Below are 14,275 nucleotides of genomic sequence, written 5' to 3'. Positions count from 1 at the left end.
AGCTTATTCGACCGTTTCGAGCGCGCCGCCGGTATCGCCCGAGCCGCCATCGTCGCCGCGGATCGAGGGCGGGAGGATCGACGAATCGATCACAGCGCGATCATCATCCGCCACCTTGCGCGGACGGCGCGCACGGACGGGCTTTTCGGCGCGCGGTTCAACGGGCTTCTCCGCCCGCGGTGCTTCGGCCCGCTCAGGGCGGCTTTCGCTGCGTTCTTGGCGCTCAGCCCGTTCGGGACGAGCGGCACGCGGCGCGCGGTCATTGCGGTCCTGACGGTTGTCGTCACGTCCGCCTTCACGTCCACCCTCTCTGGGCTTGCGCGGCTGGCGACGCGCATTCGGCTGGCGGTCGCCGCGATCATCATTGCGGTCATCGTTGCGCCCGTCATCACGACCGATGTCGCGATCATCGTTCAGGAAGCTCTCGCCTTCCTGACCGGGCTCGCCCTCGTCCATGTCGGAGCGCGGGGCATTGTCCTGCTGTTCGTAGCGCGAGCGGGTCGGCTGTTCGTTACGACGGCCCGAGCCGAAATCGATATCGTCATCGCCGTATTCTTCGGCCTGGTCGCGCTCGTCATTGCGACGCGGTCCGCCGCGCTGCTCGTCCACGCGGGCCTTGTTATCGGCGATCACGCGGAAATAGTGATCCGCGAACTGGAGATAGTACTCCATCTGCACGCGGTCGCCATTGTGGTGGGCGTCCTGCGCGAGCTTCTTGTACTTATCGAGCATCTGCGGGGCATTGCCGCGCGCCCGGCTGTCGATCCGGTTGAGCTGGGCGCCATTGCCGCTCTGATTCCGGTTACCGCGCCCACGGCGACGGTTATTCCGATTATTATTGTTGTTATTCAAGGAAGTAGTTCCTTATCAGCGACCCGGCGCAAAAAAATGCCTGCACGCGCGGTCAACAGACCCCTTGTCCCTGCGCCTTACGTCAGGCCCTGACATCATGTCAGGCCGGGCGTGCTGCGCGCTCCGCGCTGCCGCAGTCGGGGACACGCCCTGACGGCCGAATCAGCTGAGTTTAGGAGCTTGGCTCAGCGATTTGCGCCCTTCGCAGATCATCTGGCCTTCCGGGGACGTAGCGATGCCGAAGCGGTTTGCCAAGCCCCGCCTTGCTTTTCTGTCACATGAGAATCAGCCCACGGGGCCGGCCGGCGAGGTCGCGGCGCAGGACCGTCGCAAAGCCCGATGCCGCCGCCAGCGCACCGACAGCCTCGGCCTGGTTCGCTCCGATCTCGAGGATCGCGATGCCATCCGGGTTCAGCAGAGCGCGCAATTGGGGGATCAGGACGCGGTAATCGTCGAGCCCCTCCGGCCCGGCGAACAACGCGCTGGCAGGCTCATGCTCGCGCACCTGCGGCTCAAGCTGCGCGTCCACCTCGACATAGGGTGGGTTGCACAGGACGAGGTCGAAAGTGCCAAGACCGTCCGCCCAGCCGGGCGTGTGCCAGTTGCGATGAAGCCATGCGCTGCACTGCGTCAGCCCCAGCGCAGCAGCATTGCGTGCCGCCACCGCCAGCGCATCGTCTGAGGCATCTATGCCGACGCCCTCCCAGCCTTCACGGTTCGCCAGCACAGCGAGCAGGAGCGCGCCTGAGCCTGTGCCCAGATCGATCACGCGGCCCTGCATGCCCTCGCGTTCGAGCGCCGCTTCGATCAACGTCTCACTATCCCCGCGCGGGATCAGGGTGGCGGGGGTGACGGCCAGCGTGAGGCCGTAGAACTCAGCGGTGCCGGTGATGTAGGCGACGGGTTCGTGCGCCGCGCGGCGCTCGATCAGCACGGCGAATCCTTCCGGCGCGGGGTCGCGCATCGCCCTCAGGAGCATCTCCGAGCGGGTGAAGCCGAGCGCGTGCGCCATCAGCAACTCCGCATCCAGCCGCGCGGTGTCGCTGACGGAGGCGAGGCGTGTCGCGGCAGTGCGGATGGCGTCGCCGACGGTCATGCTACACTCCGTTCGTGTCGAGCGAAGTCGAGACACCTTTGCGGCTTCACCTCTCGACTTCGCTCGAGGCGAACGGGAATGGGGTGCTGCATCACTCAGCCAGCGCCGCCAGCCGCTTGCCCTCGTCCTCGGCGATCAGCGCGTCGACCAGTTCACCCAACCCTGGCCCGGCGAGCACCTCTTCCAGCTTGTGCAGCGTCAGCCCGATGCGGTGATCGGTGACGCGGCCTTGGGGGAAGTTATAGGTGCGAATGCGTTCCGAACGATCGCCGCTGCCGACCATCGCCTTGCGCGCCTCGGCCTCGGCGCCCTGGGTGGCCTCGCGCTGGGCGTCGTAGAGCCGGGTGCGCAGCACCTGCATCGCCTTTTCCTTGTTCTTGTGCTGGCTGCGCCCGTCCTGACAGGTGACCACGGTGCCGGTCGGCAGGTGGGTGATGCGCACCGCCGAATCGGTGGTGTTGACGTGCTGCCCCCCCGCACCCGACGCACGATACACGTCGATCTTGAGGTCTTTTTCCTCGATCGAGACATCCACCTCGTCCGGCTCCGGCAGCACCGCGACGGTCGCCGCCGAGGTGTGGATGCGCCCGCCGCTCTCGGTCACGGGGACGCGCTGGACGCGGTGGACGCCGCTTTCGAACTTGAGTTTCGCGAACACGCCCGTGCCGGTGACGTTGGCGATCACTTCCTTGAACCCACCGATGTCGCTCGCGTTGATGCTGACCGCCTCGACCTTCCAGCCCTGCTCGGCGGCGTAGCGTTCGTACATCCGGTAGAGATCGGCGGCGAACAGCGCGGCCTCATCGCCCCCCGTCCCGGCGCGGATTTCGAGCATCGCGGGCTTGGCATCGGCCGAATCGCGCGGCAGCAGCGCGATGGCGAGGCGGCGTTCGAGATCGGGGAGGGTCGCCTTGATCTCGGCGAGCTCGTCCTCGGCCATGGCCTTCATCTCGGGGTCGGCGAGCATCTCGGCCAGGCCCGCCATCTCCTCACGCGCCGATTTCACCTCGGCGGCGATCTTCGCCACGGGTTCCAGTTCCGCATAGTCGCGGGAGGCGCGCACAAAGGCCTCGCCCTCGAGCGTGCCCGAGGCCATGCGCGCTTCCAACTCCGCAAAGCGATGCGCGATCTGGTCAAGGCGTTCGGGGGGGATTTGCATGGTGATCAGGCGCCAAGTTTAACGGCGAACTCGCGCAATGCCTGGCCGATGCGCTCGATGTCAGCCTCATCACCCTTCATCCGAGGTGGCTGGAGATTGCCGTCAGCATCTTCGCTATAGGCCATGATCACCTTCGCACCGCTTTTAACTGCCTTGTCAAACCGTTTGCGCGGCGATCCGGCTGCAAAGACCTCGGCTGTTACGCCCTCGCTCCGGGCCATCATCGCGGTCCGCACGCCCGCCGCATGAAGTTGCTCGCTGTCTCCTTCGACTACGACGGCGAATTCCAGCGCAGCTTCCTCCCGCGCATCCACCAGCATAGCGAGCCGCTCGATCCCTGCCGCCCAGCCCACCGCCGGGGTCGACGCGCCGCCGAGGCTTTCCATCAGCCCATCATAGCGCCCGCCCGCCAGCACCGTGCTCTGGCTCCCCAGGGCCGCAGCCGAAACGCCGCCCTCGTCGGGGATGAATTCAAACGCGGTGTGGCGATAGTAGTCGAGCCCGCGCACGAGGCTCCCCGCGCGCACCCACTTCACGCCCGCTGCATCCAGCCCGCTCGTCACCGCAGCGAAGAAGCCCCTCGCCTCCTGCGAGAGAAACGCATCGATCTTCGGCGCATCCGCCAGAAACGCCTTGTCCCGCGGGTCCTTGCTGTCGAGAATCCGCAGCGGGTTCTTTTCCAGCCGCTCCTGCGATTCCTCGGACAGCTGATCCTTCACGGCGCGGAAATAGTCGATCAACGCCGCCCGCCACGCCTCGCGGCTTGCACCGTCGCCCAGCGTGTTGAGGTGCAGGGTCACATCATGGATGCCCAGCTCCTTCAGCAGCTGGTCGGCCATCGCCAGCAGCTCGACATCGGCCTGCGGTTCGCCCGCGCCGATCACTTCGGCGTCGATCTGGTGGAACTGGCGGTAGCGGCCCTTTTGCGGGCGCTCATAGCGGAATAGCGGGCCATGCGTGGCGACCTTCAGCGGCGCATATTGCTGCCAGCCGTTGGTAAGGAAAGCGCGCGCGATCCCGGCGGTGAATTCCGGACGCAGCGTCAGGCTCTCGCCGCCGCGGTCGTCGAAGGAATACATCTCCTTCGACACCACATCGGTCGTTTCGCCCAGCGAGCGGGCAAAAACCTCGGTCTTTTCGAACACTGGCATTTCGACCCGGCGGAAGCGATACAGGCGGCGGACGCGCTCGAAGGTTTCGACCACGAAGGCGAAAGCCTCGGCATCGGCGCCGAAGATGTCCTGGGTGCCTCTGATGGCCTGAGGGGTTTTTGTGCTCATAGGGCTGCGCGATTAGGCTTACGCAGGCTCTTTCGCAATCCTGCGGCACGCATTAAGGGCCCGCGCGTTACCTCTCTCATTCGCAAGCCATAAAGAGACCTGCCATGCGCATCGACAAGATCCCCACCGGCGTCAATCCGCCCGACGATCTCAACGTCATCATCGAAGTGCCGACGGGCGGCGAGCCGGTGAAGTATGAATTCGACAAGGAAAGCGGCGCGCTGTTCGTCGACCGCATCCTGCACACACCGATGCGCTATCCGGCGAACTACGGCTTCGTGCCGCACACGCTGTCGCCCGATGGCGATCCGCTCGACGCGCTGGTGATCTCGCGCTCGCCCTTCATCCCCGGCTGCGTGGTGCGCGCGCGTCCGATCGGCGTGCTGAACCTCGAAGACGAGCAGGGCGGCGATGAAAAGCTGATCTGCGTGCCGGTGAACGAGACGTTCCCCTATTACGCCGATGTGATCGAGACGAGCGATCTGCCGTCGATCATCTTCCAGCAGATCGAGCACTTCTTCACCCACTACAAGGATCTGGAAGCCGAAAAGTGGGTCCGCGTGGGCAAGTGGGGCAACGCCGCCGAAGCGCGTCAGATCACCATCGAGGCGATCGAGCGTTATAACGCTGGAAAGTAAGGTTCTGCCCTCCAAGTCCCTCCCCGTCCGGATCGGATGGGGAGAGACCGATTTCATCCAATCCTGGTTGATATGCGCTGGGATCGGTCGCTTTAGCGACCGCCAGGCCAACGGCCGCCCGCAGGCGCCGATAGCGTAGCGAAGAAACAGAGCAGAGGATGGGCGGGCGGAGGCCCGCTCACCGCCTAGAACAGGCTCAAAACGGCCTTGAACACCAGCGTCAGACCGAAGGGCAACCCGATCGCCAGCGCCCACAGGGTCATCACATCGCGCTTGAACGCGGGGGCGTAGGCGGGGTCGATGGCTTCGGCATCGCTCAGCACCGACCAGCGCTTTTCGAACCAGCGGCACACCGGGATAATCCCGGCCACCAGCACGATCAGCGCGAGATAGGGCAGCAGGCTCGACGTGCCTTCCGCCAGCGCCTTGACCGTCACGAAGATTTGCAGCGCCGTATAGACCAGCAGACCGTAAGCGACATGATCGCTCATCGCCTTGCGCCAGTCCCGCGCCCGCGTGGCGGACAGTGCCTGGCTTTTGCCCTGCTCATTGGATTTCATCATGCTGGCCGCTCCCCAACGGTCTGTTGTGATCCGGGCAGTATCGCAAAGCTTCTGCAAGGTTGCAAGAAGGCGCGGAAATCCGCCATTTTGTTGCGCCAAACGCACAGAACGAGGCACAAGTTGCTCAAATGACGCGGGCTTTGCCGGGCGTTGCGACAGGACGACGTCGATTGGTCAGCACTAAGCAAAAATCCTGCCAAACGCCTCGCGCCCCTTTTCTGCGGCTCGAAGGCTGCTAAAGCTCCCAGACACATGACCACGACCCTTTCCGATCCGCCCAGCGAGGCAGCGCCGGTTCAGCCGCTCGGCAGCGGCCTTGAAGTGATCTCGATCGCCAAAAGCTACGACAAGCGCGCGGTGCTGACCGATATCTCCTTCGAGGTGGCCAAGGGCGAGGTGTTCGGCCTGCTCGGCCCCAATGGCGCGGGCAAGACCACCTGCTTTTATTCGATCATGGGGCTGGTGAAGCCGGATTCGGGCCGCATCCTGATGGACGGCGAGGATGTGACCAAGCTGCCGATGTATCGCCGCGCGATCCTCGGGCTGGGCTATCTGCCGCAGGAAACCAGCATCTTCCGCGGGATGACCGTGGAGCAGAATATCGCCTGCGTGCTCGAACTGGGCGAGCCTGATGCGGCGACCCGCGCCAGCGAGCTTGAGCGGCTGCTCGACGAGTTCGGCCTCACCCGCCTGCGCGAATCGCCGGCGATGGCGCTATCGGGCGGGGAGCGGCGGCGTTGCGAGATTGCCCGCGCGCTGGCGGCCAAGCCCTCGATCATGCTGCTGGACGAGCCCTTCGCAGGGATCGACCCGCTCTCGATCAGCGACATCCGCGATCTCGTGAAAGACCTCAAGCAGCGCGGCATCGGCGTGCTGATCACCGATCACAACGTGCGCGAAACGCTCGATATCGTTGACCGCGCCTGCATCATCTATGGCGGGCAGGTGCTGTTCGCGGGCTCCCCCCAGGAACTGGTGGCGGACGAGAACGTGCGGCGGCTCTATCTCGGTGAGAGCTTCACGCTCTAGCGCTGATTGGCATGGCATTAGGTCCCCGCCTTGACCTGAGGCAATCGCAATCGTTGGTGATGACGCCGCAGTTGCAGCAGGCGATCAAGCTGCTGGCGGCGTCAAACCTCGAAATCGAAAGCTTCATTGCCGAGGCGCTGGAGGCCAATCCGCTGCTCGACACCGGCGGGCCCGCCGATGTGGGAGAGCCGGAACGGATCGAGGTCGCTGCCCCCCCGGGTGAGGACGCGCCTGCCGATGAATTGATGCTGCGCGGCGGGGGCGAAGGCGACGCGCCGCTCGATCTGTCCTCGGTGGATCGTGACTGGGACACCGGCGACGGGGAAGCGCGCAATGCCCGCGATGCCGAATGGGGCGCGGCGGCCGGCGGGTCTGGTGGCGACTTCGATGACGCGCCCGACTGGGAGCAACTGCGCGCTGCGGAAATCACGCTGTCCGAACATCTCGAAGGGCAGATCGGCGCGCTCACCAGCGATCCGCGCACCGGGTTCATCGCGCGCCACATCATCGGGCTGCTTGATGATGCGGGCTACCTTGGCACGCCGATCGATGAAGTCGCCGATGATCTGGGGGTGGAGCTGTTCGAGGCCGAAGCGGCGCTGACGCTGGTGCAGTCGCTCGACCCCACCGGCGTGGGCGCACGCAATCTCGCCGAATGCATCGCGATCCAGGCGCGCGAGGCGGATCGTTATGACCCTTGCATGGCCGCGCTCATCAGCAATCTCGATCTGGTCGCGCGCGGCGAAGTCGAGCGGTTGAAGCGCCTGTGCCGCGTCGATGACGAGGATTTCGCCGACATGCTGCGCGAACTGCGCAGCTACAACCCGCGCCCCGGCCTCACCTTCATGCCGTCCGACAGCAGCTCCGTCGTGCCCGACATCCTGATCACCGCCAATGCGGCGGGCGGGTGGGACATTGCGCTTAACGAGGACACCCTGCCCAAGCTGATCGTCAATCGCGGCTACTTCGTCGAATTGAACGCCGGGGCGACCAGCAAGGAATCGCAAGGCTGGCTCAAGGAGAAGCTTGCCGACGCGCATTGGCTGATTCGCGCGCTCGACCAGCGGCAGAAGACGATTCTCAAAACCGCTGCGGAAATCGTGAAGCAGCAGGACGGCTTTTTCCGCCGCGGTGTGTCCGAACTGCGCCCGCTCACCTTGCGCGAAGTGGCCGAGAAGATCGAAATGCACGAAAGCACGGTCAGCCGGGTGACCAGCAACAAGTACCTCGCCTGCGCGCGCGGGACGTTCGAGCTGAAGTATTTCTTCACGAGCGGGGTCGCCTCAGCCGACGGCGAAGGCGCGTCCTCTGCCGCGATCAAGTCCCGCATCAAGGCACTGATCGACGCCGAAACCGCCAAGAATATCCTGTCCGACCAACAGCTTGCCGAAATGCTCCAGAAAGAAGGCTTCGACCTCGCGCGGCGCACCGTGGCGAAATATCGCGAGGCGATCGGGCTGGGCTCCAGCGCCGAGCGGCGGCGGGCCAAGAAGCTGGCGGGCGCGTCTTAGGATTTGCCTGCAAGGGGCGACCCATACGTAAACGTCTCACCCTGCGCGATAATTCGCTGCTGCGGCGGTGTGACTCGAAAGACTCACTTCAAAACGTTAACGCGCTAAACTTCTTATTAACCTTTTTTGGTGAGAAGTGGCGTGGTTAACAGACGGCAACCTCTCCTAAGCAGGGGTTACCAGGGGACAGACAGGGGACTAAGATGCGCGTTCTGCTGATCGAAGACGAACCGACCACTGCCAAGGCGATCGAGCTGATGCTCACCACCGAAGGCTTCAATGTCTATTCGACCGACCTCGGCGAGGAAGGTTTGGATCTCGGCAAGCTGTATGATTACGACATCATCCTGCTCGACCTGAACCTGCCCGATATGCATGGCTATGACGTGCTCAAGAAGCTGCGCGTCGCCAAGGTGCAGACGCCGGTGCTGATCCTTTCGGGCATTTCCGAGATGGATTCGAAGATCCGCAGCTTCGGCTTCGGCGCGGACGATTACGTCACCAAGCCGTTCCACCGCGAAGAACTGGTCGCCCGCATCTATGCTGTGGTGCGCCGTTCGAAGGGTCACTCGCAGTCGGTCATCCGCACCGGCAAGCTGGCGGTGAACCTCGACGCCAAGACGGTCGAAGTCGATGGCGCCCGCGTGCACCTCACCGGCAAGGAATATGCGATGCTGGAGCTGCTCTCGCTCCGCAAGGGCACCACGCTGACCAAGGAAATGTTCCTCAACCACCTCTATGGCGGGATGGACGAGCCGGAACTCAAGATCATCGACGTGTTCATCTGCAAGCTGCGCAAGAAGCTGTCGCTGGCGTGCGGCGGCGAGAACTACATCGAAACCGTGTGGGGCCGTGGCTATGTGCTGCGCGACGACGAAGCGGTGGTCGAAGCGGCGTAATCTGTTTTTCGAGGGCGCCTCCTCGCCCTCGTCCTCGGCGCGGTTCGATCCCTGCGGGATCGAGCGCCTGCGGGCGGCCGGTCGGCCTTGCGGCCCTGACGGGCCGGCACAGTGCCATGAGATTTGAACGCCCGGGGCCTTGGCTCCGGGCGTTCTGCTTTTCATCCTACGCGGTTGAAGACGATGGCCTTGGGCTCGGGCATATCCCCGTTCGCCCAGACGATCGTTTCGGTCATGGTCCGACCGTCCTTCGCAACCGTATAGACCCGCGTCGAAACGCGCTGGCCGTCCTTGGCGAGCGTCATCACCAGCGTATCGGGCTCCGGCTGGCGCAGCGCGACCGAATCGATTTCCGCCATCGAGCCGCCCACCGGCACCGCCACCCCATCTAGCGCCGCAGTCGATTCGGCTTTGATTTTCGCGCCGTCGCGGTTCTCGACCCACACCAGCGTATGCAATCGCCCGTCGACTTGCGGCGTGAAGGTGATCGTCACCGCGAGAGGACGCTCGTTCTCGGGGAGCCGCGCCACATCGAGCGACCAGCGCCCGGCGAGCGGTGTGGCAGCGGCCTGCGCGGTTTCGGCAGCCTCGGGCATGGTCATGGTGCCTGCAACCAGTGCAAGGCCCAGAGCAGCAGCGGGGAGCATGAAAGCCATGGCGATCTTTCCTTTCGTCCATTCGAACCCCTTTCGGCGGGGCACGGACGGTTCCTCGGCGGAAGGTTCGCCAGGGAACAGATCGATTTTCCTGTCCCAGATTTTCTGGGCATCAAGCAGCCGCGCCAGTTCGCGGCTGCTGCCCACCCCGGTCTTGCGCCGCGCCTCGCGCAGCCGCTCGTTGATCGACGCTTCCGAGCGATCCAGCCCGGCAGCGATCGACTTCACCGTGTGCCCCGCCGCCAGCAGGCGCAGGACTTCGAGCTCCTTGTGGTTGAGCACCTCGGCACAGATGGGGGACGGGGTCGTCATCGGCTCTGATCACCACAAGGCGCCGCCGTGCGTCCAGCACGATTTTCTTGTGCCGCGACGGGCTGCGTGCCAAGCGCCCGCCCCATGACAGCGTTCAAGGAAGGCGATCCGACCACCATTGCGCGGCTTTATGGCCGCTCGGTCGGGAAGAAGTTGCGCAAGTATCAGCAGGGGTTGGTCGATACCCTCCTGCCGCAGATTTCTGTGCCTGCCGAAGGCCCGGTGACGAGCGAGATCCTGTTCAGCGATTCGCGCCCGCTGCATTTCGAGATCGGCTTCGGCGGGGGTGAGCATCTCGCCTATCGCGCCGATTTGCTGCCCGATCACGGCTTCATCGGCGCAGAGCCCTTCGTCAACGGCGTGGCGCAGGCGTTGACCCATGTCGCCGACCAGCGCCTCGCCAACATCCGGTTGCATCACGGCGACGCGCTGGAGGTGCTCCAGCGCATCCCCGATGGCGCGCTCACGATGGCCTATCTGCTCCACCCCGACCCTTGGCCCAAGGCGCGCCATGCCAAGCGGCGCATGGTCAACGACGGTCCGATCAAGCTGCTCGCTGCCAAGATGAAGCCCGGCGGCGAATTCCGGTTCGGCACCGACCACGCGGTGTACCTGCGCTACGCGCTGATGGTGATGCAGCGCCACACCGACCTGTTCGAATGGGTGGTGGAGAAACCCGCCGACTGGCAGGTGCGCCCGTCAGGCTGGCCGGAGACCCGCTACGAACACAAGGCCCGCACGGTCTATGGGCACGAAGTGTGGTACTTCCGGTTCCGACGGCGGTAAGCCTCAGCGCCTGTCGGCGGGAAGAAGCGCATAGGTGACCACATAGGCGTCGTGATCTGACAGCTTGCCACCGGCATCCGGCCCGTCAAACCACGCCTCGATCCGCACCGGGCGGAGGAACGTGCGTGCGCCGTCATCGTAGATTTGCAGGTCCTGCGTGTCGAACCACGGTTCGTCCCCGTCGAAGCTGAGGCGGATGTCGCAGGCTGGCTTGGCCGGATCGGCACGGGCTTCGAGGCAATAACGGCGCGCCAGTTGGTAGCCGTTCTGCTGCTCGAAAGCATCGAACCGGGCGGGGTTGCGGCGCATGTTGAAATCACCTGCCAGCACCAGCGGGCTGGCGACCTGGCTGACCCGGTCGAGGAAGTCGGCCAGCTCGGCTGCCTGGGCGTTGTGGGCGGCGAGGTGCTTTTCCGGCGGGGCCTTGGAGGCGCCTTGTGCGTTCATGTGGGTGGTGGCGATCTCGATGGGATCGGGGAGTCCCGGCACCGCGATCCGCACCAGCATCACGCCCTTGTTCGCGAGGCAATCCCACCCCGCACAGGAGGTCGGCCCATAGGGCTGGGAATAGGCCGCCGTGATCGGATAGCGCGAGGCGATGGCGATGCCGCTGCCCATGAAGCGGATGCCCCACTCGCCGCGCAGATAGTTGCGCTTGCGCAGCACCGGATCGCGGGTCTTGGGCAAGCCGGAACGGGTCGGCGCGCGCGGGCCGAGTGCGACATAAGGATGCGGGGTCGAGGTGGCGGTGCGCAGCGCTGCGGTGCTGAAGGCTTCCTGAAACAGGATCACGTCAGGCAGGACACCGGCCTGCTCCATCCGCGCGAATTCCGCTGTCATCGCCTCAAGGAACGGTGTTCGCCCGGTGCGCGCGGGCCAGGTGAGGCCTTCGATATTGTAGGTCATCACGCTGAGCGTGGCTGGGGCCGGGCCGGGCGCAGGCGCGACTCCGGCGACTGGCGCGGGCACGTCGGGATAGGACACGCACCCACCCAGCCCCAGTGCCAAGGCAGCGGCCCGCCAGCCCGCGCGGATCATTCCGCAGCGCTTTTCACGATCACCCCGTCCTTCATGATGACGGTGAAATTGCGCGCCGGATCGCCGATCAGGTCGATATCGGCCAAGGGATCGCCGCGCACCAGAATGAGATCGGCGAGCGCACCCTGCTCGACCACGCCCAATCGCCCTTCATAAGGCGTGCGCGGGCCGGACAAGGCGAGCAGTTCGGCATTGCCCGAGGTCACCAGCTTGAGCAGTTCGGCGGGGGTGAAATAGGGCTTCAGCCGCAGGATATAGGCGTTCTGCTGAGCATTGAGGTCAGGCTCGAACAGGAAGTCCGTGCCCCACGCCAGCTTCACGCCGAGCCGCTTCGCCATCGGCCAGACGATCTTCTGCCCTTCGATCACGGGTTTTCTCTTCTCGCGCCGCTTGGGGTCCATCGCCTCGGTCGAATCGACCAGCATCTGCCCTGACAGCCAGATGCCCTTTTCCGCCATCAGCTTGAGCGTGTCTTCATCGAGCAGGTTGCCATGCTCGATCACCTTCACCCCCGCCTCGATCGCGCGGCGCACCGATTTGGGGTGATAGGCGTGGACCGTGACATAGGTGTTCCAGTCAGACGCGGCATCGACCGCCGCCTTCATTTCGTCGAGCGTGTATTGGGTCACGTCGAGCGGATCATATTCCGAACTCGTGCCCCCGCCGGCCGCGATCTTGATCTGGCTGGCGCCGAGCCTGAGGTTCTCGCGCACCGCGGTCAGCACTTCGTCGCGGCCGTCGGCGACGACGCTCGCCCAGATTTCCTCAGCCTTCGACATTTTGCCGGAAAAGCGGCGCGACGGTTCGCTCGGATGCCGCAGGTCGGCATGGCCCGAGGTCTGCGAGATCATCGGCCCTGACGGCCAGATGCGCGGGCCCATCACCTTGCCGCTGTCGATCAACCGCTTCAGCTGGAACGCGGGCCCGCCGACATCGCGCACCGCGGTAAAACCGCGCAGCAGCATCGCACGCGATTGCGCGGCGGAGAGCGTCATTACCTTCTCAAGGCTCATGTCCGGCGCGGCCATCTCGGCTGGGGAGAGGCTGTTGAACATCATGTGGACGTGGTTGTCGATCAGGCCGGGCATCAGGGTCTGCCCCGTGCCGTCGATCACGGTCGCTTCCGGCGAGGCAGGCGCGGCGTCAGGCCCGATCGCGGCGATGACATTCCCGCGCACCACCACGGTGGTCGGCGCAGACAAGGTGTCGGCGGTGCCATCGAACACCCGGACATTGGTAAACACCACCTCCTGCGCGGCGAGCGGCGCGAAAGGCGCCAGCAGGCACGCGGTCAGCACGGCAAGGCCAGCGCGCAGATAAGCCGAAATCATGTCATCCCCCTCGTCCCGTGATCGCGCGGCGAAGATGCCATGCCGCGTTCGACATGCCAATGTTTTGTCAGGGAATTGGTTTCGCAGTTCGCCACCACGGCATGAACGCGAACACCACCTGCCCTGCCAGCCCGAGCAGCGCATGCGGTTGCCGCAACCCCGCGAGCCACTGCGCCGGTGTCTCACCCGAAAGCACCCCAGCCAGTGCGCACTCCGCCGCCATCAGAATCGCGAAGGCCAGCACGCCAAGGGTCAGCGCCTCGCGCCGCGTGGCGATGGCGAAGCGGCGCAAAATCCATCCGGCCGCAAACCAGCTCGCCGCGAGGATGATCGGCAGTTCCAGCAAGGTCGCGGGCATCAGCCCCACCCGCGGAATCACCCACAGCACCCGCACCGTCCCGAGCACGAAGCCCAGCGCAAACACAATGGCCCAATAGGTTACCGCTGCCGTCACGACCCGCATCGCCCCGCCTCCTGTCTCGCCCTGCCGCAGCCAGCCTGCGGCTCGTCCGATCCCCGCAGCTTACCACACCCATGACAGAACATCGCGGACCGGTTGGGGCCACAGCGGAATGGGGGTGCAATCATTCACCGGAGACGACCAACATGACCATCACGACGCTCAAGGATCTCTACGTCGATCAGTTGCAGGACCTCTACAGCGCCAATCGCCAGGCCATTCAGGTCACGCGCGAGCTGAAGGAAGCCGCCAGCTCGGCCCAGCTGCGCAAGGCGCTGACCGCAGGCGTGGACGGGATCGAGGAGGGCATGGATCACCTCAAGACCCTGATCGAGAACCACGACGCCAACCCGCGCGGCGAACATTGCAAGGGTATGGAAGGCCTCGCCGCCGAAGCGCGCGCGCATGGGGTCGAAGCGGATTTCTCCGACGAGGACGTCCGCGATGCCTCGATCATCGCGCAGTACCAGCGCATGACGCACTATGGCATCTCGGGCTATGGCACGGCAGCGGCCTTCGCGCGGCGGCTTGGGCTGGAGAATGACGCCAGCGTCCTCGCGCAGTGCCTCGAAGACACCCGCAGCGGCGACAAGCACATGACGCAGATCGCTTCGGGCGAGGTTAACCCCGCCGCTGCCGAAGCGTAAGGGTGGCAGGAGCCCGGC

Annotated in this window: 15 protein-coding genes; 6 read left to right on the top strand and 9 right to left on the bottom strand. The window is 65.0% G+C overall.

Annotated features, from left to right (window positions below; all coding sequences use genetic code 11):
- Positions 1-3: 3 nt before the first annotated feature.
- From GVM20_RS10310 to hisS, 4 genes are all read right to left on the bottom strand, one after another.
- Complete coding sequence (locus GVM20_RS10310) at positions 4-852, bottom strand: DUF4167 domain-containing protein (protein WP_166547110.1); 849 nt, start codon at positions 850-852, stop codon at positions 4-6.
- A gap of 274 nt (positions 853-1,126) precedes the next feature.
- Positions 1,127-1,948 carry a peptide chain release factor N(5)-glutamine methyltransferase gene (prmC, locus tag GVM20_RS10305; RefSeq protein WP_166547109.1) on the bottom strand — a complete coding sequence of 274 codons (822 nt, stop codon included), beginning with the start codon at positions 1,946-1,948 and terminating at the stop codon, positions 1,127-1,129.
- Positions 1,949-2,039: 91 nt separating this feature from the next.
- On the bottom strand, positions 2,040-3,107 hold the full coding sequence (gene prfA, locus GVM20_RS10300) for a peptide chain release factor 1 (protein ID WP_166547108.1): 1,068 nt from the start codon (positions 3,105-3,107) through the stop codon (positions 2,040-2,042).
- Positions 3,108-3,112: 5 nt separating this feature from the next.
- Positions 3,113-4,387: a histidine--tRNA ligase gene (gene hisS, locus GVM20_RS10295; RefSeq protein WP_166547107.1), complete on the bottom strand. Its 1,275-nt coding sequence runs from the start codon at positions 4,385-4,387 to the stop codon at positions 3,113-3,115.
- Between the two features lie 104 nt (positions 4,388-4,491).
- Here hisS and ppa point away from each other — a divergent pair, with 104 nt between their 5' ends.
- Positions 4,492-5,025 carry an inorganic diphosphatase gene (gene ppa / locus GVM20_RS10290; protein ID WP_166547106.1) on the top strand — a complete coding sequence of 178 codons (534 nt, stop codon included), beginning with the start codon at positions 4,492-4,494 and terminating at the stop codon, positions 5,023-5,025.
- Between the two features lie 185 nt (positions 5,026-5,210).
- Here the strand turns inward: ppa and GVM20_RS10285 are convergent, their stop codons facing one another.
- On the bottom strand, positions 5,211-5,588 hold the full coding sequence (locus tag GVM20_RS10285; RefSeq protein WP_166547105.1) for a hypothetical protein: 378 nt from the start codon (positions 5,586-5,588) through the stop codon (positions 5,211-5,213).
- 252 nt (positions 5,589-5,840) lie between these two features.
- Here GVM20_RS10285 and lptB point away from each other — a divergent pair, with 252 nt between their 5' ends.
- The 3 genes from lptB to ctrA all read left to right on the top strand — a co-directional run bounded on the left by lptB (position 5,841) and on the right by ctrA (position 9,027).
- Entirely contained in the window at positions 5,841-6,617 is a 777-nt protein-coding gene (gene lptB, locus GVM20_RS10280; RefSeq protein ID WP_166547104.1) for an LPS export ABC transporter ATP-binding protein, read from the top strand.
- 11 nt (positions 6,618-6,628) lie between these two features.
- Positions 6,629-8,128, top strand: coding sequence for an RNA polymerase factor sigma-54 (rpoN, locus tag GVM20_RS10275; protein WP_166547103.1), 1,500 nt, complete (start codon positions 6,629-6,631; stop codon positions 8,126-8,128).
- Between the two features lie 203 nt (positions 8,129-8,331).
- The gene (gene ctrA, locus GVM20_RS10270) at positions 8,332-9,027 is read left to right on the top strand and encodes a response regulator transcription factor CtrA (protein ID WP_160759700.1); all 696 of its coding nucleotides are present in this window, start codon (positions 8,332-8,334) and stop codon (positions 9,025-9,027) included.
- A 161-nt stretch (positions 9,028-9,188) separates the two neighbouring features.
- On the opposite strand, the gene GVM20_RS10265 is transcribed toward ctrA, so the two are convergent.
- Positions 9,189-9,995: a helix-turn-helix domain-containing protein gene (locus GVM20_RS10265; protein ID WP_166547102.1), complete on the bottom strand. Its 807-nt coding sequence runs from the start codon at positions 9,993-9,995 to the stop codon at positions 9,189-9,191.
- Between the two features lie 84 nt (positions 9,996-10,079).
- Here GVM20_RS10265 and trmB point away from each other — a divergent pair, with 84 nt between their 5' ends.
- Entirely contained in the window at positions 10,080-10,781 is a 702-nt protein-coding gene (gene trmB / locus GVM20_RS10260) for a tRNA (guanine(46)-N(7))-methyltransferase TrmB (RefSeq protein WP_166547101.1), read from the top strand.
- Between the two features lie 3 nt (positions 10,782-10,784).
- Here trmB and GVM20_RS10255 read toward each other — a convergent pair whose 3' ends face one another.
- The 3 genes from GVM20_RS10255 to GVM20_RS10245 all read right to left on the bottom strand — a co-directional run bounded on the left by GVM20_RS10255 (position 10,785) and on the right by GVM20_RS10245 (position 13,613).
- A complete protein-coding gene (locus GVM20_RS10255; RefSeq protein ID WP_166547100.1) occupies positions 10,785-11,819 on the bottom strand; it encodes an endonuclease/exonuclease/phosphatase family protein in 1,035 nt (344 codons plus the stop codon).
- Positions 11,816-13,150, bottom strand: a complete 1,335-nt coding sequence (locus GVM20_RS10250) for a metal-dependent hydrolase family protein (protein ID WP_166547099.1) — start codon at positions 13,148-13,150, stop codon at positions 11,816-11,818. Before GVM20_RS10250 ends, GVM20_RS10255 begins: the two co-directional genes overlap by 4 nt.
- A 67-nt stretch (positions 13,151-13,217) precedes the next feature.
- Positions 13,218-13,613, bottom strand: coding sequence for a hypothetical protein (locus GVM20_RS10245; RefSeq protein ID WP_166547098.1), 396 nt, complete (start codon positions 13,611-13,613; stop codon positions 13,218-13,220).
- A 143-nt stretch (positions 13,614-13,756) separates the two neighbouring features.
- Here GVM20_RS10245 and GVM20_RS10240 point away from each other — a divergent pair, with 143 nt between their 5' ends.
- The gene (locus tag GVM20_RS10240) at positions 13,757-14,257 is read left to right on the top strand and encodes a YciE/YciF ferroxidase family protein (RefSeq protein ID WP_166547097.1); all 501 of its coding nucleotides are present in this window, start codon (positions 13,757-13,759) and stop codon (positions 14,255-14,257) included.
- The last annotated feature ends 18 nt before the right edge of the window (positions 14,258-14,275 follow it).

Origin of the sequence: Porphyrobacter sp. SLTP (genome assembly GCF_009905735.1) — a bacterium.
Taxonomy (GTDB): domain Bacteria; phylum Pseudomonadota; class Alphaproteobacteria; order Sphingomonadales; family Sphingomonadaceae; genus Erythrobacter.
Note: the sequence above shows the minus strand (reverse complement) of the source record. Positions and strands in the feature narration are given on the sequence as shown.